Here is a 20,000-nt window from a genome sequence, read left to right as displayed (position 1 = left end):
TTGCAAAGTGAGCGAGGAAAACCGTCGAACAGCCGCCACCGGACCACCGCCGCCCCGCGCCCGGCAGCCGCTCCCTGACCATCCCGTACGCATCGCCCTGCTGGACCTGCTCGCCGAGGCCGGCACCGTCACGTCCACGCAGGCCGCCGCCCGTCTCGGCCACAGCTCCGGCCTCTGCTCCTTCCACCTGCGCCAGCTCGCCCGGCACGGCCTCGTCGAAGAGGTGCCGCACACCGGCGGGCGGGCGCGGCCGTGGCGGCTCCGCTGGGAGTCCGCGTCCTCCCCCGCTCCCACGCACGGGCCCGAAGCGCCGGAGCGTTCCGACGTGCTCGCGCGCGGCCTGGAGGACGAGAGTCACCAGCGCCGGCTGTCCCATCGGGACCGGGCGCCGGGCGAGTGGCGGCGCGACGAGTCGTGCAGCGCCGTGGTGCACCTGACGCCGGCCGAGCTGACCGGACTCGCCGCCGCCTTCCGCGCCCTGCTGGCCCCCTACCTCGAACGTGACCAGCAGCCCGCCGCCCGCCCGGCGGGCACGGTTCCGGTGGCCGCGGTCACCGCGCTGTTCCCCTTGCCGACCGAGGAAACCGGGTGACACCACGGCGTCGGCCGGCCTCGCGACGGCGGGGGCGGGGGCGGGCCACACCGGACACGGGCCCGGTGTGTCAGTCGTCGATCGCCTGGTAGACCGTGGTCCAGAAGTCGTGGATGAGCCGCGCCGAATCCGCCGTGCTCATCCCGACCTGGGTGAGCAGGATTCCGGTGAGCTGCTCGGCCGGGTCGGCGTACGTGGAGGTGCCGGTGCCGCCGTCCCAGCCGAACTGCCCCACGGACGCGTAGTCACCGCGATAGGTGCGCACCGCCATTCCGAAACCCCAGCCGCCGTGCCGCCCGAGCCCGTTCGACACCTGGCTGTTGTTGGCCAGGGCTTCCCGGACGGCCTGCTGTTCGGGGGTGAGGTGGTTGGTGGTCATGAGCTGTACGGCGGGCCGCGAGAGTATCCGTTCGGTCCCGTGCGTCCCGTGATGCAGCAGCATCCGGAAGTACGCGTGGAAATCGTCGACGGTCGAGACCAGCCCACCGCCGCCTGCCTGGAACGCGGGGGGCTTGCTGTACTGTCCGTCGGCCGCCTCGTCCCACACGATGAACTCGCCGGTCTGCGGGTCGGGGGCGTAGCTGGGCGGCAGCCGGTCGAGCTGGTCGCCGGGCACGTGGAAACCGGTGTCCTTCATCCCCAGCGGTTCGAGGACCCGTTCGCGCAGGAACGTCTCGAACGGGCGGCCCGTGACCCTGGCGACCAGTACGCCGAGCACATCGTGGCTGATGTGGTACTGCCACCGCTCGCCGGGCTGGTACATCAGCGGGAGCGTGCCGAGGCGGCGCATCCACTCGTCCGGCTCGGGCGCCGGCGCCGCTCCCTGGGTGAAGATCGCCTGTTCCCGGAGCGCGGTCTGGATCGGCGAACCCGCCATCGTCAGGTCCATGCCGATCCCGAACGTGGAGGTCAGCAGGTCCCGTACGGTGATCGGCCGCCGCGCCGGGACGGTGTCGTCCAGCGGGCCGTCGGCCCGTTGGAGCACCCGGCGGTCGGCGAGTTCGGGCAGCCACGGCTCCACCGGCTCGTCCAGCCGCAGCCTGCACTCGTCGAGCAGGATCATCACCGGCGCCATCGCGACCGGTTTGGTCGTCGACGCCATCCGGAAGATCGTGTCCCGGCGCATCGGCGCGCCACCGTCATGGCGCATCGTGCCGAGCGCTTCGACGTGGGTCCGACCGCCCCGGTCGACCAGGGCGACGAGCCCGGGAATCTTTCCGGACTCGACATGCCGTGCCAGCACGTCGTGCAGTCTGCGCAGCCCTCTTCCCGAGAAGCCGCTGTTGCCGTTCCCCATGATGTATCTCCTTGTGCAAGTGTTCGGCCTGTGCAGCCTGTCCGGCATGAACCCCATGGCCTCGGCGAGTGGGGCCGGCCCGCGGTCACACGTCCCAGGTGACAGGGAGGCTCTTCACCCCGGAGATGTCCGCGGTCTCCGGGCGCAGGGCGACCTCTTCGGCCGGTACGGCCAGGCGCAGCGTGGGGAAGCGGTCGAACAGCGCGGCGAACGCGACGCCCATCTCGGTGCGGGCCAGCTGCTGGCCCAGGCACTGGTGGATGCCGTGCCCGAAAGCCAGGTGTCCGCCTTCCTTCCGCCGGAGGTCGAGCACGTGGGGGTCGGCGAAGCGCTCGGGGTCGCGGTTGGCGGTGTTGTACGACAGGACCACCGTCGTACCGGCCTTGATGAGCTGACCGCCCAGTTCGACGTCCTCCAGCGCCGTCCGCCAGAACTGCTTGGCGACGCTCAGATAGCGCAGCAGCTCCTCGACGGCCGGGCCGACGAGCGCGGGATCGCCGCGCAGCGCGGCCAGTTGAGCCGGGTTCCGCAGCAGCGCGAAGGTGCCCAGTGCCAGCATGTTCGCGGTGGTGTCGAGCCCGGCCGCCAGCAGGATCAGGCTGACTCCCGTCAGCTCCTCGTCGGTCAGGTCGCCGCCGGTGAGTTCGCTGAGCACGTCGTCGGTGGGGTGCGCGCGCTTGGCGGCCACCAGCTGCGCGAGGTACTCCTGGGTCGCGGTGTAGGCCGCTGTCAGGTCCTCGTCGCTCGTCTCCCCGTTCATGAACGACTCGACCTGCTTCTGGAAGAGGCCCCGCTCCTCGTACGGCACTCCCAGCAGCTCACAGATGACGATGGCGGGGATGGGCTTGGCGAACGCGGTCACCAGGTCCGTCGGCGGTCCGGTCTTCTCCATGGCGTCCAGGCAGTCGGCGGTGATCTGCTCGATGCGCTCGGTGAGCATGCGCATCCGCCGTACGGTGAACCTGCCCATCAGCGGCTTGCGGTAGCGCCGGTGCCGGGGGTCGTCCATGAGGAGGAATTCGCCGGGCGGCGCCGGGGGCAGCTCGTAGTCGATCACGTTCATCAGCTCCTTGCGCGAGCTGAACCGCGGGTCGGCCAGGACCGACCTGACCAGGTCGTATCCGGTGATCAGCCAGCCGGGTTTCCCGCCGGGGTGGGTGTAGCGGCTGATGGGGCCGTGCCGGCGGGCGTCGAGCAGCTCAGCCGGCGGGGCGAACGGGCAGCCGGGCCGACGTGACGCCGGCAGTGCCGTGACGGTGTGCAGGGATTCCCCCATGACCCTTCCTCATCTCGCGATAGTGCGCGTTCGGAACACGCTGAAAGCTACGTTGCATTCAGGGCCGGGTCAATCGCCAAAAAGCTATATGCACACGTAGTTGCAGGAATTTTGATGCAATGACGCTGCGCTCAAATGCAATGCTGCGTTGCAATGAATGACGGCGAAAGCAATACTGACGTCCATGCCAGGAGGACGACTGACCCAGCAGGACCGCCAGCGCGTCGCGGCCGGACTCGCCGACGGGCTCTCCTACGCCGAGATCGCCCGGCGGCTCGACCGGCCGACCTCGACGATCAGCCGGGAGATCGCGCGCAACGGGGGCCCCAGCGGCTACCGGCCGCAGCAGGCACACCAGGCGACGGCCCAGCGGGCGCGGCGCGGCACACCCGCGCCCCCACGTGGCGACAGCGCACCGGAGAACCCGGCGGAAGAGAAGGTCATCGAACTGGCGGTCCGGGCGGGGCTGCCGAGGACGACGGCGCGCGTCCACATCGACCTGCTGCTGTCCGAGGAGGGCAGGCGTACCGCGGCCGAGCTGACCCGCCGGCTCGGCGTCAGCCCGGCCTCCGTGTCCGTGGCCGTGAACTACCTGGTCCAGCACGGCTATGTCCGGCGGGAGCGCGATCCGCAGCGGCGTCGCGACATCTACGTGGTCGACGACCACGCCTGGTACCACTCGATCGTGATCAGCACGCGGCAGACACTGGAGTCGGCACAGGCCGCGAGAGCGGCCGGGGAGACGCTGGGACTCGACAACCCCGTGGGGCAACGGCTGGCCAGGGGCGGAACATTCCTGGAGCGCGTCATCCAGGACATGCTGGAGTCAGCCGAACGCTGGCGCGATCTCCTGGAGTGACATGCCTCAGCGTGTGGGGACTTCAGCACGTGAGAGGCCCCCACACACGTGCGGGGATGTCGGCGGTCAGGACCCGCGACGGCCGGATGACCCCGAAGCCGTAGTGCGGGTCGGGAAGCGGGAGACACTGCCTGCCGGGTGCCATGCCCACGCTCTTCACCAGGCGGTTCCCGGCCTGACCGGCGCTCAGCCCGGGAAGGTGGCACGCGGGAACGCGGCGGCGCCGGAGACGTGGGCGGTGGGGCTCCCGCACCTCTCCGTCCTGCCCGACGGCCCCGTGCTGCCCACCGCGCGGAGAGTACGCGCCCCTGTCACCCCGTGACGCCCAGGCGTTCACCCTGCGGGGCCCGGGACACGGACGCGCACGAGATGACGGGGCCGAGGTGTTCAGCCGGTCGGCTGTGTCGGCTCGGCCGCCTCGTCAGCCGGTCCGGCCTGCCCGCCGCCGAAGACCTCCGCGACGAGTCTGTCCTGCGCCTTCTGGAACGCCCCGGCCAGGGACAGTGCGGCGTCGTCCACATAATTCAGCGCGGCGGTCAGGGTCTTGCTGCCGTCGGGCGTGCTGTACATCAGCGCCGCGTGGCCGCCGGCGCCGCCGTTGTGGAAGAGGACGGTGCCGCCGTCGGGGCCCGTCTCCTGGACGCGCAGCCCCAGGCCGAAGCCGCTCTTGGGGTGCGGCGTGCGCATCTCGGCCAGCAGCGGGGCCGGCAGGAGCTCGCCGCCCGCCAGCGCGGAGATGAACGTGTGCAGGTCCTGGGTGGTGGAGATCATGTCACCGCCGGCGGAGACCCAGGAGGGGTTGTGGCGGGTGACGTCGACCGTCTTCTGCCGGCCGGCGTCCTCGTAGCGGTAGTACGCGCGGGCGTGCGGCGCGGGGATCTCCGGCGAGGTGCCCGGCACGACGGTGCCCGTCAGGCCGAGCGGCCGCACGATCCGCTCCTGTGTCACCTCGGCGCACGAGCGGCCGGTGACCTTCTCGATCAGCAGCCTGGCCAGCACGTAGTTGGTGTTGGAGTAGCTCCAGCCCGTCCCCGGCTCGAAGCGGGCCGGCTTGGACAGCGCCAGCCGTACCAGCTCCTCGGGCCGGTAGGTCCTGAACCGGTTGTCCACCCACTCCTTGCCCGCGATCGTGGAGGGGATCCCCGGCACCACCGTCCCGTCCTCGAAGTACTCGCCGGTGAAGTTGAACACCCCGCTGGTGTGCTGCAACAGCATCCGCACGGTGATGCGCTCGTCCAGCCCGAACCCGGGCAGGTAGCCGGCCGCCGGGGTGTCCAGTGCGACCTTGCCCTCGGCCACCAGTTGCAGCACCAGGGTCGCGGTGAAGGTCTTGGTGTTGCTGCCGATCCGGACGTGTCCGTCGACCGGCGGCTCGGCGGTCCCGCCCAGCTCGGCCACCCCGGCGCCGCCGACCCACTCGCCCCGCTCATCGTGCACGCGCAGCGACACCCCGGTGACACCGGAATCGACGATCTCCCCGATGGCCTTCCGCAGCTCCGGGCGGTCCGGCCCGACAGCGGGGTTCTTTGTGGTGTGGAGGGACGCGTTCATGGTCATTCCTTCTCTCGCGATCAGCGGGTGTGCCGTACAGCTCGGAAGCGCGACGGTGGCTCTGGAGCCACCGGCCCCTTCGAGGCGGCGATGTGATGAGCGTTCACCCTGACCCGAGGTCAAGGTCAACCCTGTCGCGGCCAGGCGCTTCCGGCCTCGGCGAAAAGGGTGCTGAGCGGGAACAGATGCGCGCTACCCTCACCCCTGTGATCACCCGCAACCCGGCGAACGGGCTCACGATCGGCCAGGCGGCGGCGTTCGTCGGCGTCACGGTCAAGACGGTGCGGCACTACCACCGGCTCGGCCTGGTCGCCGAGCCGGACCGGGACGGTTCCGGCTACCGGCGTTACCGGTCGGCCGACCTGCACCGGCTGGTCCAGGTCCGCACTCTGGCCGGGGCCGGCGTGCCGCTGGCCGAGATCGGTGAGCTGCTGGACGCCGGTCCCGAGCGGTTCGCCGCCGCCCTGGACGACGTCCATCGCCGGCTCACCGAACAGATCGAGGAACTGACAGCGCGCCGCGACACAGTGCACCGGCTCACCCACGGCGACCGGGCCCTGCTGCCCGACCGGGCCTGCGCGGTCCTGGACCGGCTCGCCGGTGCCGGTTTCGGTCCCGACTACCTGGCCGCTCAACGGGAGGCCCTGGTGCTGGCCCGGGCGCTGGTTCCGGAGATCCTCGACAGCTTCCTGACCCGGCTCGAACGTCTCCTGGACGATCCCGAGCACGTCGAGCTGACCCAGCGCGGCTGGGACGCGAGATCCTGGGACCCGGACGACCCGCGGATCGAGGAGCTGGCGGCCGCGCTGGCCGGCAAGGTGCTGGCCGACCGCGCGCTGCTGGCGATGCCGGCCGGGTTCCGGAAGCGGTCCGACGCCGCCTCCCGGTACGCAGTGGTCAATCACCACCGGGAGGACGAGGCACCGTCCCTCGCCCGGTTGAACGCGCTGGTCGAGGCGCACCTGCGCGCGGCCGGCATCGACGTCCCGCGCCAGTGACGACCGCCCGGCGGACCGGTGCCGCGCCACGCACCGCACCGGCCCGTGCCCGAAGCCCCCGGACGGCCGCTAACGTGTTTGCAGGGCCTGCTTCATCAGGGTCCGGCCGAAGTCCCACATCAGACCGCCGCCCTGGTGCGCGTCGTCCATCACCTCCGTGAACGCCGTCACGAACCGTTCCACCTCCGGCTCCCCGATCGTCAGGGGCGGGATCAGTTTGATGACCTCCAGGTGGTCGCCGGAGACCTGGGTGAGGATGCGGTGGCGCTGGAGGAGGGGGACCACGACCATCTGGGCGAACAGGCCCTTGCGGGCCGCCTGGAGCATGGTCCAGTGGCCGCGCAGTTTCAGGGAGCGGGGGCGGCCGAACTCGATGCCGATCATCAGGCCGCGGCCGCGGACGTCGTGCAGCAGCTCGTACCGGTCGGTGAGGGCGGCGAGTCTGGTGCGGAGCAGATCGCCGGTGTGGCGGGCGTTGGCGACGATCTGCTCGTCCTCCATGACCGAGAGGACCGCCAGGCCGGCGGCCATCGCCTGGGCGTTGGCGCCGAAGCTGGCGGAGTGCACGAGGACCCGGTCCATGGACGAGTAGACCTTCTTGAAGATCCAGTCCTTGCCGAGTGTCGCGCCGACCGGGACGTAGCCGCCGGAGAGGGCCTTGGCCACGCACACCAGGTCCGGTTCCACACCGTCCTCGTGCTGGTAGGCGAAGAAGTCTCCGGTACGGCCCAGACCGGTCTGCACCTCGTCGGCGATCAGCAGCGCCTTGTGCCGGTGCAGCAACTCCTGCGCGGCGCGCAGGTATCCGGGCGGCGTGGGGTGCACGCCCTTGCCCTGGATCGGCTCGACGATCAGGGCCGCCACATCGCCGCGCCGCAGCTCCCGCTCCAGCGCGTCCAGGTCGCCCATCTCGATGCCGGTGTCCGGCAGCAGCGGCGCGAAGCCGTTACGGAAGCCGTCCTCGCCGTTGACCGACAGGGAGCCGGTGGTCAGGCCGTGGAAGGCGTGGGTGCAGTACAGGACGCGGGGTTTCCCGGTGGCGTAGCGGGCGAACTTCAGGGCCGTCTCGACGGCTTCCGTACCGCTGTTGCCGAAGAAGACGCGGTCCAGGTGGGGCGTGTGGGACACCAGCTTCTCGGCCAGCAGTCCGGGCAGCGGCTGGCAGTCGAAGCGGGTGAGGTCGGCGAGCTGGGCGTCGAGGACGTCGTGCAGGGCCTGCCGCACGACCGGGTGGTGCCGGCCGAGGCCCATCACACCGAACCCGGCCAGCATGTCGAGGTAGTCCTGGCCGTCGGCGTCCCAGAAGTAGGCGCCCTCGGCCCGCTCGTAGACCTTGTCGAAGCCGATGGTGTGCAGCATCCGCGGCAGCTGGTGGTTGACGTACCTGGCGTGCAGGTCGTAGCGCTCGGCGCCGCGTTCGGCGAGCAGCTTGGTCAGGTCGAATCCGGTCACGAGCCGTTCTCCGTCACGAGTCGTTCTCCTTACGGGCCAGGGAGGCGCTGATGCGGCCGGCGATCTCGGCCGGGGTGAGCCCGATGTCGGCGAGCACCTCGCCGCGCTTGGCGTGCGCCAGGAACTGTTCGGGGATGCCGAAGGTCCGCAGCGGTACGTCCACGTCCGCGTCGCGCAGCGCCTGGCCGACCGCCGCCCCCACTCCCCCGTTGCGGCTGTTGTCCTCCACGACGGCCACGCGGGTGTGCCGCGCGGCGAGCGTGACGAGCGCGGGGGCGACGGGCTTGACCCACCGCGGATCGACGACGGTGACGCCGATGCCGCGCTCCGCGAGCAGGTCCGCCGCCTCCAGGCAGACCGGGGCCATCACACCCACCGAGACCAGCAGCACGTCCTCCCGCTCGCCGCGGCCAAGTACGTCCACGCCGCCGATCCGCTCCAGCGCCGGTACGGGCTCGCCCACCGACTCCTTCGGGAAGCGCAGCACGGTCGGCGCGTCGTCCACGTCGACGGCCTCGCGCAGTTCGGCGCGCAGCTGGTCGGCGTCGCGCGGCGCGGCGATCCGCAGGCCCGGGACGACGCCGAGGATCGACATGTCCCACATGCCGTTGTGGCTGGGCCCGTCGGTGCCGGTCACCCCGGCCCGGTCGAGGACGAAGGTGACGCCGCACTTGTGCAGTGCGACATCCATCAGGACCTGGTCGAAGGCACGGTTGAGGAAGGTGGCGTACACCGCGAAGACCGGGTGCAGGCCGCCGGTGGCCAGACCGGCCGCCGAGACCGCCGCGTGCTGCTCGGCGATGCCCACGTCCCACGTACGGTCGGGGAAGGCGGCCGCGAACGTGCCGAGGCCGACGGGCTGGAGCATCGCCGCGGTGATCGCGACGACGTCCGGGCGCTCCTCGCCGATCTTGACCATCTCGTCGCCGAAGACCGAGGTCCACGACGGCGGGCCGGGCGGCGCGACGGGCGCGCAGGTCAGCGGGTCCATGGCGCCGACGGTGTGGAACCGGTCCGCCTCGTCCTCCAGCGCGGGCCGGTAGCCGCGGCCCTTCTCCGTACGGCAGTGCACCAGGACGGGCCCGTGGAAGCGAGCGGCGCGGCGCAGCGCGGACTCGACGGCGGCGATGTCGTGGCCGTCGATCGGGCCGACGTACTTCAGGCCCAGGTCCTCGAACATGCCCTGCGGCGCGAAGGCGTCCTTGAAGCCCTTCTTGGCGCCGTGCAGCGACTCGTACAGCGGGCGGCCGACCACGGGGGCGCGCTGCACGATGTCTTTGCCCCAGGCGAGGAAACGCTCGTAGCCGTCGGTGGTGCGCAGGGTGGCGAGGTGGTCGGCGAGGCCGCCGATGGTGGGCGCGTAGGAGCGCTCGTTGTCGTTGACGACGATGATGAGGGGGCGGTCCTTGGCGGCGGCGATGTTGTTGAGCGCCTCCCACGCCATGCCGCCGGTCAGCGCGCCGTCCCCGATGACCGCCACGACATGATCGTTTTTGCGCAGCACCTCGTTGGCCTTGGCCAGGCCGTCGGCCCAGCCCAGGACGGTGGAGGCGTGGGAGTTCTCGATGACGTCGTGCTGGGATTCCTCCCGGGACGGGTAGCCGGACAGTCCGCCCTTGCCGCGCAGCTTGGAGAAGTCCTGGCGCCCGGTCAGGAGTTTGTGCACGTACGACTGGTGGCCGGTGTCCCAGAGGATGCGGTCGGAGGGTGAGTCGAAGACCCGGTGCAGGGCGATGGTCAGCTCGACGACGCCCAGGTTGGGCCCGAGGTGGCCGCCGGTCCGCGCCACCGCGTGCACGAGGAACTGCCTGATCTCCTCGGCGAGTGCGCCGAGGGCTTCGCCGGGAATCTCCTTGAGGTCGCGCGGTTCGCGGATCTGTTCCAGCATCGACATGCTCGGTCCCCCTCCATGGGTACAGCTGTGACACGTTCAGCCGACGGTGACGTCGGGGGCGCCGGGCACCACTCCCTCGGCCTCCATACCCGCCGCGATCTTCATGGCCTCTTCGATGAGCGTCTCGACGATCTTCGACTCGGGCACCGTCTTGATGACCTCGCCCTTGACGAAGATCTGGCCCTTGCCGTTGCCGGAGGCCACGCCCAGGTCCGCCTCGCGAGCCTCTCCGGGACCGTTGACGACGCAGCCCATGACGGCGACGCGCAGCGGCACCTCCATGCCCTCCAGGCCCGCGGTGACCTCGTCGGCGAGCTTGTAGACGTCCACCTGGGCACGGCCGCAGGACGGGCACGAGACGATCTCCAGACGCCGCGGACGCAGGTTCAGCGACTCCAGGATCTGCAGACCGACCTTGACCTCCTCGGCCGGCGGCGCCGACAGGGAGACGCGGATGGTGTCGCCGATGCCCTCGGAGAGCAGCGCGCCGAAGGCGACGGCGGACTTGATCGTGCCCTGGAAGGCCGGACCGGCCTCGGTCACACCGAGGTGCAGCGGGTAGTCGCACCGCGCCGCCAGCTGCCGGTACGCGTTGACCATCACGACCGGGTCGTTGTGCTTGACCGAGATCTTGATGTCCCGGAAACCGTGCTCCTCGAACAGCGAGCACTCCCACAGCGCCGACTCCACCAGCGCCTCGGGCGTGGCCTTGCCGTACTTCTCCAGCAGCCGCTTGTCCAGCGACCCGGCGTTGACCCCGATACGGATCGGCACCCCGGCGTCGGACGCCGCCTTGGCGATCTCCTTCACCCGGTTGTCGAACTGCTTGATGTTGCCCGGGTTGACGCGGACCGCCGCGCAGCCCGCGTCGATCGCGGCGAACACGTACTTCGGCTGGAAGTGGATGTCGGCGATGACCGGGATCTGCGACTTCTTCGCGATGACCGGCAGCGCGTCCGCGTCGTCCTGGGTCGGACAGGCGACCCGGACGATCTGGCAGCCGGAGGCGGTCAGCTCGGCGATCTGCTGGAGCGTCGCCCCGATGTCGGCCGTGTTCGTCGTGGTCATCGACTGCACCGACACGGGGGCGCCGCCGCCCACCGGCACCGGCCCGACCTGGATACGGCGCGAGGCGCGCCGCTGTGCGAGCGGCCGGGCCGGTACCCCGGGCAGGCCCAGTGCGACGGTGGTCCCGGAGGCGCCGCCTCCGGGAGGCTCTCCCGTACCCATCACGTCACCCGCGGTTTCCTGCGACGGTCTCACGGGCGGCGCGCAGGGACTCCTTGAGGGAGCCCATGGTCGCGAGGACGGCGGTGGGCTCGTAGCCGCAGTGCGCCATGCAGTTGGCGCAGCGCGGGTCCTTGCCGCGGCCGTACTTGTCCCAGTCGGTCTCCTCGATCAGCTGCCGGTACGTGGGAACGTAGCCGTCGCTCATCAGGTAGCAGGGGCGCTGCCAGCCGAACAGCGAGTAGTTGGGGATCGCCCAGGCCGTGCAGGGGAAGTCCGCCTTGCCCTCCAGGAAGTCCAGGAACAGCGGGCTGTGGTTGAGCCGCCAGCGGCGCCGGTTGCCGCCCGCGAAGGCCTTCTTGAACAGTTCCCTGGTCTGCTCGACGCCGAGGAAGTGCTCCTGGTCGGGGGCCTTCTCGTAGGCGTAGGCGGGCGAGAGCATCATCTCGTCGACCTGGAGGTCGTCGTTGAGGAAGTTGAGCACCTCGATGATGGTCTGCGGGGTGTCGGTGTTGAAGAAGGTGGAGTTGGTGGTGACCCGGAAGCCGCGCCGCTTGGCCTCCTTGATGGCCTCCACCGCCTCGTCGAAGACGCCCTCCTTGGCCACGGACTCGTCGTGCCGCTCACGCATCCCGTCGATGTGCACCGCGAAGGCGAAGTACCGCGAGGGGGTGAACTTGTCCATCTTCTTGCGCAGCAGCATGGCGTTGGTGCACAGGAAGACGTACTTGCGCCTGGCCACCAACTGCCGCACGATCTCGTCGATCTGCGGGTGCATCAGGGGCTCGCCGCCCGCGATGGAGACCATCGGCGCGCCGGACTCCAGTACGGCGCCGACGGCCTGCGCGACCGGCATCCGCTGTTTGAGCACACCGGCCGGGTGCTGGATCTTTCCGCAGCCCTCGCACTTGAGGTTGCACGCGAAGAGGGGTTCCAGCTCCACGATGAGCGGGAATTTCTCCCGCTTGCGCACTTTCTGTTCAAAGAGATACGTACCGACCCTGATGGACTGACGGAGCGGCATGGCCATCTGGCTCACCTCCTGGGGAGCAGCAAAGAACGGTGCCATTCGAAAAAGACAGGAAGGATGGAGCGCAGCACACGAAAGGCTGACATTCCACCGCGCAAAGTGCTGATTCGGACAAGTTCATGTTCTGGAGCGTCCACGATCACCCGGACGGCCGCAACCGGACGCACGCCGTCCCGCGTCGCGGCCGCCAGCGTCGCGGCGGACTCCATGTCCACCGCGACGGCGCCCGCGGCCCGCAGCCCGGCCCGCTCCGCGCCGCGTACGACGTGGTCGGAGCCGCGCAGCAGGCCGGTGTGCACCGTCACGCCGCGCTCCTTCAGGGCCCGCAGCAGCGGACCGTTGTCGGAGCAGACCACGTCCGGCGCACCGGGCAGGTGCCCCCGGGCCGCCTCGGCGACCACCACGTCCCCCGGACGCATCCCGGGGACCAGACCGGCGCAGAAGCCGGTGGCGACGACCGGCGCCCGCGCGGTGACCGAGCCGTCGCGCAGCGCGTGCGTGACGGCGTCCGACGCCGCCCGCGGGCCCATGCCCGTACGGAGCGTGACCACGGGCGCGCCCGCGCCGCTGCGGTCGCCGCCGCGCAGCGCGAACCGCTCGATGCCGAGCGCACAGGCGAGCAGCAGTGGCGGCGGTCCCGGCGGCCGGTCCGGCCGGCCGTCCCGGGCGGCGGCCGCGCTGCGCGACGTGGGCATCAGGCCCCCTGGGACGCGCCGGCCGGTCCGCCGTTGACGTAACGGCCGAGGGCCGTCAGCGGGAAGACCTGCCGGTACAGGTGGTAATTGATCGAGAAGTCCCAGGGAAAGCCCGTACCGGTGAAGTACGGCTCGTCCCAGGACCCGTCGGCGCGCTGCGTCTTTGCGAGCCAGCGCACCCCCCGCTCGACCGCCGCGCTCTCCCGCTCGCCCGCCGCGAGCAGCGCCATCAGCGCCCACGCGGTCTGCGAGGCGGTCGACTCACCGCGGCCGGCCCACGCCTTGTCCTGGTACGAACGCTGGTCCTCGCCCCAGCCCCCGCCCTCGTTCTGGACGCGCTCCAGCCAGCGCACGGCACGGCGGACCGCGGGGTGTGAGGCGGGGATGCCGGCGGCGGCCAGCGCCGGGAGCACCGAGCCGGTTCCGTAGATGTAGTTGGTGCCCCAGCGCCCGAACCACGAGCCGTCCGGCTCCTGTTCGGCCAGCAGCCAGCGGATGCCGCGCCGTACCCGAGCGTCGTGCGTCATGCCGAGATCGGCGGCCATCTCCACGACGTGCGCGGTGACGTCGGACGACGGCGGGTCGATGACCTCGCCGAAGTCGCAGAACGGCAGCCGGTTGGGGAACGGGCTGGTGTTGTCGGCGTCGAAGGCGCCCCAGGCCCCGTTCCTGGACTGCATGCCCAGGTTCCAGCGCACCGCACGCCGGACGGCGGCGTCGGCCCGCTCCGGGTCCGGGTACTGGATACGGCGCAGCGCGAGGACGACCTCGGCGGTGTCGTCGATGTCCGGGTAATTGTCGTTCTCGAACTCGAACGCCCAGCCCCCGGAGGGGAGTTGCGGCCTGCGGACGCTCCAGTCGCCCGGCCGGCGGATCTGTTCGGCGAGCATCCACTCGGCCGCCTTGACCAGCTGCGGATGGTCGGCGGGCAGCCCGGCGTCGGCGAGCGCGATGGCGGCGAGGCAGGTGTCCCAGACCGGGGACTGGCACGCCTCGATCATGCGGACGGGCGCGCCGTCCGCATCCTCGCGCCACACGGCGAAACGGTCCAGCGACTTCAGGCCCTCGCGCAGCACGGGGTGCTTCAGGTCGTACCCGAGCAGGTGCAGCGCGATGATCGAGTAGACGGCCGGCGGCTGGATGCCGCCCCAGCAGCCGTCGTTCTCCTGGCGCTCGACGATCCAGCTCGCCGCGGCCTTCATGGCCGAGCGGCGGAGTCCGCGGACGGCCACCTTGCGGTAGCCGTGCAGGCCCTTGTCCAGCCGCTGGAAGATGCCGTCCCAGGTGGTGACGGGGGCGAGCGGGCGCGGCGGGTTCGGGCGAGCCGGATCGGCGTGCAGTTCGTCCAGGGCGAACGGCGCGGGCCGTACCGGACGTACGGCCGAGACGATCGTCAGTGCCACGATCGTCTGCCGCGCCCAGCACGCGAAGTCGTAGATGTTGAGCGGGAACCACTTCGGGAAGTAGATCAGCTCGGGCGGCAGTTCCGGCAGGTCCTCCCACTTCCACCAGCCGAACAGCGCCAGCCAGATGCGGGTGAAGACGCGGGAGGCGGCGACGCCGCCGTGCTCGCGGATCCAGGCGGCGGCCCGGGCCATGTGGGCGGCGTCCGGCTCGTCGCCGGCCAGCCGCAGGGCGACGTACGCCTCGATGGTGGTGGACAGCTCGCCCGGCCCTCCGTGGAAGGTGGCCCAGGTGCCGTCGGCGCGCTGCTCGCCACGGATGTGCCGGGCGGCGGCCTCGGTGGTGCTCCGGTCGCCGATCCCCAGGAACTGCCGCAGCAGCAGGTCCTCGGCGTCCATGGTGACGTTGGTCTCCAGGTCGCCCTTCCACCAGCCCGCGTCGTCCTGCACGGACAGCAGGTAGTCGGTGGCGCGGGCCGCGGCGCGGCGGGCGGCGGCGGCCGTGCTCGTGGGGGCGGCCGGGTCGTTCTCGGTGCTCTCGGCGGTGGCGTCGCCGGCCGAGGGGGCACGGGACGGCAGCGCCCCGGTGCTTCCGTCGGTCGTCGCTGTCATGGCTTCCCCTTCTGCAGTGAACTCTGTGAAGCGTGCTCAGGGATTCCGTCGGCCGGCGCCCGGCCCCCACCGGAGAGTGGGGAAGGCACCGGCCGGCGACTGCGAACTAGATCGGTTCGATAGTGATCATCTCTCTCGTACGACGACGAAGTCCGCGAGCGCGACGAACTGCGCGCGGACCTCTTCGGGCATGTCCACCTCGTCCAGTGCGGCGATGGCGGTGGTGTGCTGGCGGCGGGCCTCCTGGGAGGTCCACTCGCGGCCGCCGGCCTCCTCGATGAGGGCCGCGCGCGAGGCGAACTCCTCCTCGGTGAAGTCGGCGATCTCGTCCTCGCTCTTCTTCGCGTCCGCCGCGAGGATGCGGGCGAGCCGCTCGGCGGCGGGGTTGTCGGCCGCCAGGGCGGCGACGACCGGCAGCGACTTCTTGCGCTGCCGCAGGTCGCTCCAGGTCTGCTTGCCGGTGGCCTCCGGGTCGCCCCAGATGCCGAGCAGGTCGTCGACGGCCTGGAAGGCGAGGCCGAGGTGGTAGCCGTAGCGCTCCAGGATGTCGGCGGTACGGTCGTCGGCGCCGCCGAGGACGGCGCCGATGGAGACGGCGCAGGCGAGCAGCGCGCCCGTCTTGTTGCCTTCCATCTCCAGGCACTCCGCGACGGTGACCCGCTCGCGGTGCTCGTAGGAGATGTCCTGGGCCTGGCCGTCGATGAGCTTGCGGGTGGCCACGGTCAGGCGGCGGGTGGCCCGGCCGGCCTCGACGGTGCCCAGCTCCAGCAGTATTTCGTTGGCGAGGGCGAACAGCGCGTCGCCGACCAGGATGGCCTGGGCGGGGCCGTGCACCTTCCACACCGTGTCGCGGTGGCGGCGCTGCTCGTCGCCGTCCATCAGGTCGTCGTGCAGCAGCGAGAAGTTGTGGACCAGCTCCACGGCGACGGCGCCCGGCACGCCGACCTCCGGGGACTGCCCGGCGGCCTGCGCCGACAGCAGTGCGAGCGCGGGGCGTACGGCCTTGCCGCCGTCCCCGGACGCGGGCCGTCCCGCGGCGTCGATCCAGCCGAAGTGGTACGCGGCGACGGTGTCCATGGGAGGGGCGAGCCGGTCCACGGCGGCACGCAGCACGGGAGTGGCGAGCTGCCGCCCGCGCTCCAGCAGCGCGGTGACGCTCTCGGTGTCGATAGCTGGGGAAGCCGGATTCACGGTTTCTCCTCTGTTTCCGGTGCTCGTGCTCGTGCGAGCGCTCGTACTCGTGGTCATGCCACCTCCTGGGGCAACTGGCCCGCAGGGAAGCCGAGTTCGGTGAGTGCCTCGCGAACGGCGCCGAGGCCGCTGCGAACAGCGCTTTCCATGGTCGCGGGCCACCCGGTGGCGGTCCACGCACCGGCCAGGTACAGGCCGGGGGTCTTGGTGCGGGCGCCGGGCCGCAGCCGGCCGACGCCCGGGGTGGGGGCGAACGTCGCGGTGCGTTCGCGGGTGACGAAGAAGTCCCGCACGCCGGCGCCGCGCGCGGCGGGCAACAGCCGCTCCAGCTCCGGCAGGTACCGCTCGCGCAGCTCGGCCACCGGCCGGTCGATCTCGTCCTGCGCGGCGGACTGCGACACGGCCAGGTACTGGCTGCGGGCGCCGCCGGGCAGCGCGGCGAGGCCGGAGGCCTCCGTACGGTCGAAGACCCACTGGACGGGCGAGCCGAGCGCCGCGAAGAACGGCTGTCTGAGCACGGGGCGGTCGTACACGACGTGCAGGTTCAGGATCGGAGCCGTGCCGATGTCCAGCAGCCGGTCCTGGCCGTCGAGACTGCCCTCGGGCAGCAGGCCGTGCGTCTCGCGCTGCGGCAGGGCCGGCACGACCGTTCCGGCGGTCAGCTGCTCGCGGCCGTGCGGCCCGTTCTCCACCGTGACCTGCCAGGTGCCGTCCTCGGCGCGGGCCAGGGCGCTCGCGCGGGTGCGCAGCAGGACGCGGACACCCGCCTTCTCCAGTGCCTCGCGGGCGAGCGTGTCGTGCACCTCGCCGAGCGGCACCCGGGACCAGCCGATGTCGGCAGCGCCGTTGTCGGAGAGCAGGCCGGTCCTGAAGACCTTGGCGGCCAGGCCCAGCGACGCGTCACCGGCCCGCGCGTTGAGCGTCGCGACGCCGACCAGGTCCCACAGCGCCTCGACGGCGCGCGGCGACTGGCCGTGCCGGGCCAGCCACGAGGCGAAGTCGACACCGTCCAGCGCGGGGTCCTCGGGGTCGAGCTTCTGCAGGGCCAGCGCCGCGCGGCCGACGTTCGCCCGCTCGGCGAGCGACAGGTGCGGGTACATGGCCAGGCTCTTCGCCAGGTGCAGGGGTACGGGCAGGGCGGTACGCCGCAGCCGCCCCAGCCGCAGTCCGTCGGCGTCCAGTACGGGGACGTCCATCCGGTCCTGGAGAGGCACCAGGTCTCGGGCCCCCACCCGGCCGAGGAACCAGTCGTACGCGGTGCAGCAGCGCAGGTGGACATGCTGTCCGTTGTCGACGGTCAGCTCCCCCGCCGCGGACTCGCGGCGGAAGGAGAAGACCAGGCCGCCCAGCCTGGGCCGGCCCTCGACGAGGGTGACGCGCAGTCCCGCGTCGGCCAGCGCCAGAGCTGCCGTGATGCCGGCGAGACCGCCCCCAATGACCACCGCAGCCGCCCCATCGGGACGGCCTGCCTCATGTGCATCGTGCCGGTCGGGCCCCATCGGTTCCGATGTCATTCGCCCTCCCTGATTACTGTCGTCAGGGACGCAGGGGTCCGGCGGAGGGTTGCCCGCCGCTCGGACCGTCGCCGTGGCCCTGAGCAGGGCTCGTCGGCCTCGCGCGTGCCCTGGCCCGTCATCCGCGCCTCCTCGCGGGCGGCCGGCCCGCCGCCCGGGCCGCCTGCCGGCGGCCGATCGCCCGCGCGTCGAAACCCGACAGGCCGCGCACCGCCACGAACGCCTTCTCCCGCCCGGGCAGCGAGACCCGGCCCCGCAGTACGGCCTCCGGGTCCGCCGCGATCCGTGCGAGGAGGCGGTGGTAGATGCCGGCCATGGCGGCGACGCAGGCCCCGCTGCGCCGGTCGAGCATCGGCAGCAGACGGAAACCCTCGTCGAACAGGGCGCGGGCCCGCCTGACTTCGAAGTGGATGAGTCCGGTGAAGTCCGCGCCGGGCGGCGGGACCGGACTGTGGAAGCCCACCGAGCAGCCGAACTTGGCGAGGTCGTCGGAAGGGAGATACGTACGGCCGTTTCCCGCGTCCTCGCGAACGTCTCTCAGGATATTGGTCAGTTGCAGGGCCAGCCCGAGCGTATCGGCGTACTCGGCGGCGCGCGGGGCGTCCGGCGCGCCGGGTACTGTGCCGAACACGCCCAGTGAGAGCCGTCCGATCGCCCCCGCGACACAGCGGCAGTAGACCTTCAGGTCGTCCCAGGTCTCGTACGTCTCGCCGCGCACGTCCATCAGGACGCCGTCGATCAGCTCGTCGAGTCCGCCGAGCGGGATCGGGAAGCGCCGGGCGGCGTCGGCCAGCGCGACCGCCACCGGGTCGGTGTCGTCCTCGTCGACCGCGCCGTCCTTGATGCGGCCGAGCAGGGCCCGGGTCTCCTCCAGCCGCTGCTGCTTGGCGTCGTCGCCCAGCGAGCCGTCGCCGATGTCGTCGACCCGGCGCGAGAAGGCGTAGAGCGCCGACATGGCCTGCCGCTTGTCGGCCGGCAACAGCCGGATGCCGTAGGCGAAGTTACGTGCCTGCTGCCCGGTCACGGCCTCGCAGTAGCGGTATGCAGCGAGCACCGGCGCGGACGCGTGTGCGATGTCCTCCACGGTCCGACTCACCCCTCTCTTCGCAATGTCGCCCCCACCTCGCGCAGCAGGCTGAGCTTGGTCGGCTTGGGCGGTCCAGGGAGTACGTCGTGGTCGGCGGCCGCGACCGCCTGGAGTGCGGCGCGTCCGCCGCCGACGAAGCCGGCGAGCAGCAGCTTGAGCCTGCCGTGGACGCTACCCACCAGCGGGGTGCCTTCATTCAGCAGTTCGCGGGCGCGTTCCGCCTCGTACTCGATCAGTGCGCGCACCGGCGTGCCCCCGGTCGGCGCGGCGAGGTCCGCCTCGGTGACACCAAACCGTGCCATGTCCTCGCCGGGGAGGTAGACGCGGTCCCGGCCCAGGTCCTCGGCGACGTCCTGGAGGTGCTCGACGATCTGCAGCGCGGTGCAGACCGCGTCCGAGCGCCGGACGCGCTCCGGGCTGGCGGTGCCGGTGATGCCCAGGACGAGCCGGCCGACGGGGTTGGCGGACAGCTCGCAGTAGGCGAGCAGGTCCCCGTACGCCGGATAGCGGGCGACCCGCTGGTCCTGCCGGTTGGCCTCGATCAGGCCGAGGAAGGGTTCGGGGGTCAGACCGCAGCGGCGCACGGTGGGGCCGAGACGGCGCATCAGGGGGTGCAGCGGCCCGGGGGCCCGGTCGCTGAAGACGCGGTACAGATCCGCCTCCAGCGCGTCGAGCAGGGCGAGGGGGTCGTCCGGATCCTGCCCGGGGTCCAGCCCGAGCCGGGCGGCGTCGCCCCCGCCGGGCGCCAGATCGCCGTCGCCGATGTCGTCCACGAGACGGGCGAAGCCGTAGACCGCCATCAGGTCCCGGCGCCAGGCGCGGGGCAGGAAGAACGGCGCCACCGGAAAGTTCTCGTGCGCGGCCTGGTCCAGGACGGTGCGCGACTGCGCGTCGTCCCGGCCGCCGCCCGGCGTCCGGGGCCGGGCCAGGACGTCGCGTGCCCGTGCCATCCCTCGGCTCACCGGAGGCTGCCCGGCGCGTTTCGGAGCCGGAGAGTTCCAGTAGCCATTGCCGTCACGCCTCCCGTTCTACACCGCCAAGCCAAAACATCCCATTTCGGACACGCCGCATGACGCGACCCGCCCGATCGGACTCCCGGTCGCCAGGACGGGTACGCACTGCCCGACTTGTGCCACTTGTGCTGTTCAGTACCCGTACAGCTTACGCCGTACATCTCTCCTGCGTCCGAGGGGGTACCGAACCTCGAAGCAACGATCCGGTCAACATCCATTCGCCGTGAACTGTTCCCGCATCCGGCCGAGTTGACCATCTGTTAACGATCCGCAGACCGGCGCACAACCTTCCGCGGCCGGTCCGCGACG

At 71.5% G+C, this 20,000-nt stretch carries 16 protein-coding genes; 3 read left to right on the top strand and 13 right to left on the bottom strand.

The window, feature by feature from the left end:
• The first annotated feature begins 7 nt into the window (after nucleotides 1–7).
• Nucleotides 8–592 carry a winged helix-turn-helix domain-containing protein gene (locus tag ACZ4Z1_RS06785; protein ID WP_468485501.1) on the top strand — a complete coding sequence of 195 codons (585 nt, stop codon included), beginning with the start codon at nucleotides 8–10 and terminating at the stop codon, nucleotides 590–592.
• Nucleotides 593–662: 70 nt separating this feature from the next.
• On the opposite strand, the gene ACZ4Z1_RS06780 is transcribed toward ACZ4Z1_RS06785, so the two are convergent.
• Entirely contained in the window at nucleotides 663–1,889 is a 1,227-nt protein-coding gene (locus tag ACZ4Z1_RS06780) for a serine hydrolase domain-containing protein (protein ID WP_468485500.1), read from the bottom strand.
• Nucleotides 1,890–1,974: 85 nt separating this feature from the next.
• Nucleotides 1,975–3,165, bottom strand: coding sequence for a cytochrome P450 (locus ACZ4Z1_RS06775; protein ID WP_468485499.1), 1,191 nt, complete (start codon nucleotides 3,163–3,165; stop codon nucleotides 1,975–1,977).
• A gap of 184 nt (nucleotides 3,166–3,349) precedes the next feature.
• Here ACZ4Z1_RS06775 and ACZ4Z1_RS06770 point away from each other — a divergent pair, with 184 nt between their 5' ends.
• Nucleotides 3,350–4,024 (top strand): helix-turn-helix domain-containing protein, encoded by a 675-nt coding sequence (locus ACZ4Z1_RS06770; protein WP_468485498.1) that lies wholly within the window; start codon nucleotides 3,350–3,352, stop codon nucleotides 4,022–4,024.
• Between the two features lie 387 nt (nucleotides 4,025–4,411).
• Here the strand turns inward: ACZ4Z1_RS06770 and ACZ4Z1_RS06765 are convergent, their stop codons facing one another.
• The gene (locus tag ACZ4Z1_RS06765) at nucleotides 4,412–5,575 is read right to left on the bottom strand and encodes a serine hydrolase domain-containing protein (protein WP_468485497.1); all 1,164 of its coding nucleotides are present in this window, start codon (nucleotides 5,573–5,575) and stop codon (nucleotides 4,412–4,414) included.
• Between the two features lie 206 nt (nucleotides 5,576–5,781).
• Here ACZ4Z1_RS06765 and ACZ4Z1_RS06760 point away from each other — a divergent pair, with 206 nt between their 5' ends.
• Nucleotides 5,782–6,573: a MerR family transcriptional regulator gene (locus ACZ4Z1_RS06760; RefSeq protein ID WP_468485496.1), complete on the top strand. Its 792-nt coding sequence runs from the start codon at nucleotides 5,782–5,784 to the stop codon at nucleotides 6,571–6,573.
• 69 nt (nucleotides 6,574–6,642) lie between these two features.
• Here ACZ4Z1_RS06760 and ACZ4Z1_RS06755 read toward each other — a convergent pair whose 3' ends face one another.
• From ACZ4Z1_RS06755 to hpnC, 10 genes are all read right to left on the bottom strand, one after another.
• Nucleotides 6,643–8,025, bottom strand: a complete 1,383-nt coding sequence (locus ACZ4Z1_RS06755) for an aspartate aminotransferase family protein (protein WP_468485495.1) — start codon at nucleotides 8,023–8,025, stop codon at nucleotides 6,643–6,645.
• A gap of 13 nt (nucleotides 8,026–8,038) precedes the next feature.
• Nucleotides 8,039–9,919, bottom strand: a complete 1,881-nt coding sequence (gene dxs / locus ACZ4Z1_RS06750; RefSeq protein ID WP_468485494.1) for a 1-deoxy-D-xylulose-5-phosphate synthase — start codon at nucleotides 9,917–9,919, stop codon at nucleotides 8,039–8,041.
• 36 nt (nucleotides 9,920–9,955) lie between these two features.
• Entirely contained in the window at nucleotides 9,956–11,149 is a 1,194-nt protein-coding gene (gene ispG, locus ACZ4Z1_RS06745) for a flavodoxin-dependent (E)-4-hydroxy-3-methylbut-2-enyl-diphosphate synthase (RefSeq protein WP_468485868.1), read from the bottom strand.
• Between the two features lie 4 nt (nucleotides 11,150–11,153).
• Nucleotides 11,154–12,176 (bottom strand): adenosyl-hopene transferase HpnH, encoded by a 1,023-nt coding sequence (gene hpnH / locus ACZ4Z1_RS06740; RefSeq protein ID WP_398346405.1) that lies wholly within the window; start codon nucleotides 12,174–12,176, stop codon nucleotides 11,154–11,156.
• A gap of 5 nt (nucleotides 12,177–12,181) precedes the next feature.
• Nucleotides 12,182–12,871, bottom strand: a complete 690-nt coding sequence (locus tag ACZ4Z1_RS06735; protein ID WP_468485493.1) for a 5'-methylthioadenosine/S-adenosylhomocysteine nucleosidase family protein — start codon at nucleotides 12,869–12,871, stop codon at nucleotides 12,182–12,184.
• Nucleotides 12,871–14,886, bottom strand: coding sequence for a squalene--hopene cyclase (gene shc, locus ACZ4Z1_RS06730; RefSeq protein ID WP_468485492.1), 2,016 nt, complete (start codon nucleotides 14,884–14,886; stop codon nucleotides 12,871–12,873). The genes ACZ4Z1_RS06735 and shc overlap by 1 nt, the downstream gene beginning before the upstream one ends.
• Before the next feature lie 126 nt (nucleotides 14,887–15,012).
• Nucleotides 15,013–16,077, bottom strand: coding sequence for a polyprenyl synthetase family protein (locus tag ACZ4Z1_RS06725; RefSeq protein ID WP_468485491.1), 1,065 nt, complete (start codon nucleotides 16,075–16,077; stop codon nucleotides 15,013–15,015).
• A gap of 53 nt (nucleotides 16,078–16,130) precedes the next feature.
• Nucleotides 16,131–17,678 carry a hydroxysqualene dehydroxylase HpnE gene (hpnE, locus tag ACZ4Z1_RS06720; RefSeq protein ID WP_468485867.1) on the bottom strand — a complete coding sequence of 516 codons (1,548 nt, stop codon included), beginning with the start codon at nucleotides 17,676–17,678 and terminating at the stop codon, nucleotides 16,131–16,133.
• Between the two features lie 31 nt (nucleotides 17,679–17,709).
• Nucleotides 17,710–18,687, bottom strand: coding sequence for a presqualene diphosphate synthase HpnD (hpnD, locus tag ACZ4Z1_RS06715; protein ID WP_468485490.1), 978 nt, complete (start codon nucleotides 18,685–18,687; stop codon nucleotides 17,710–17,712).
• A complete protein-coding gene (gene hpnC / locus ACZ4Z1_RS06710) occupies nucleotides 18,684–19,628 on the bottom strand; it encodes a squalene synthase HpnC (protein ID WP_468485489.1) in 945 nt (314 codons plus the stop codon). Before hpnC ends, hpnD begins: the two co-directional genes overlap by 4 nt.
• Nucleotides 19,629–20,000: the final 372 nt, after the last annotated feature.

This window comes from Streptomyces sp. NPDC030165 (assembly GCF_055573595.1).
The sequence above is the reverse complement of the archived record's forward strand: the minus strand, read 5'-3'. Positions and strand labels throughout refer to the sequence as shown.

Excerpts from the sequence above, each read along its gene's own strand:
- ACZ4Z1_RS06780 (WP_468485500.1), bottom strand. The coding sequence starts at position 1,889 with ATGGGGAACGGCAACAGCGGCTTCTCGGGAAGAGGGCTGCGCAGACTG.
- ACZ4Z1_RS06775 (WP_468485499.1), bottom strand. The coding sequence starts at position 3,165 with ATGGGGGAATCCCTGCACACCGTCACGGCACTGCCGGCGTCACGTCGG.
- ACZ4Z1_RS06770 (WP_468485498.1), top strand. The coding sequence starts at position 3,350 with ATGCCAGGAGGACGACTGACCCAGCAGGACCGCCAGCGCGTCGCGGCC.
- ACZ4Z1_RS06765 (WP_468485497.1), bottom strand. The coding sequence starts at position 5,575 with ATGAACGCGTCCCTCCACACCACAAAGAACCCCGCTGTCGGGCCGGAC.
- dxs (WP_468485494.1), bottom strand. The coding sequence starts at position 9,919 with ATGTCGATGCTGGAACAGATCCGCGAACCGCGCGACCTCAAGGAGATT.
- ispG (WP_468485868.1), bottom strand. The coding sequence starts at position 11,149 with ATGGGTACGGGAGAGCCTCCCGGAGGCGGCGCCTCCGGGACCACCGTC.
- hpnH (WP_398346405.1), bottom strand. The coding sequence starts at position 12,176 with ATGGCCATGCCGCTCCGTCAGTCCATCAGGGTCGGTACGTATCTCTTT.
- ACZ4Z1_RS06735 (WP_468485493.1), bottom strand. The coding sequence starts at position 12,871 with ATGCCCACGTCGCGCAGCGCGGCCGCCGCCCGGGACGGCCGGCCGGAC.
- shc (WP_468485492.1), bottom strand. The coding sequence starts at position 14,886 with ATGACAGCGACGACCGACGGAAGCACCGGGGCGCTGCCGTCCCGTGCC.
- hpnC (WP_468485489.1), bottom strand. The coding sequence starts at position 19,628 with ATGGCACGGGCACGCGACGTCCTGGCCCGGCCCCGGACGCCGGGCGGC.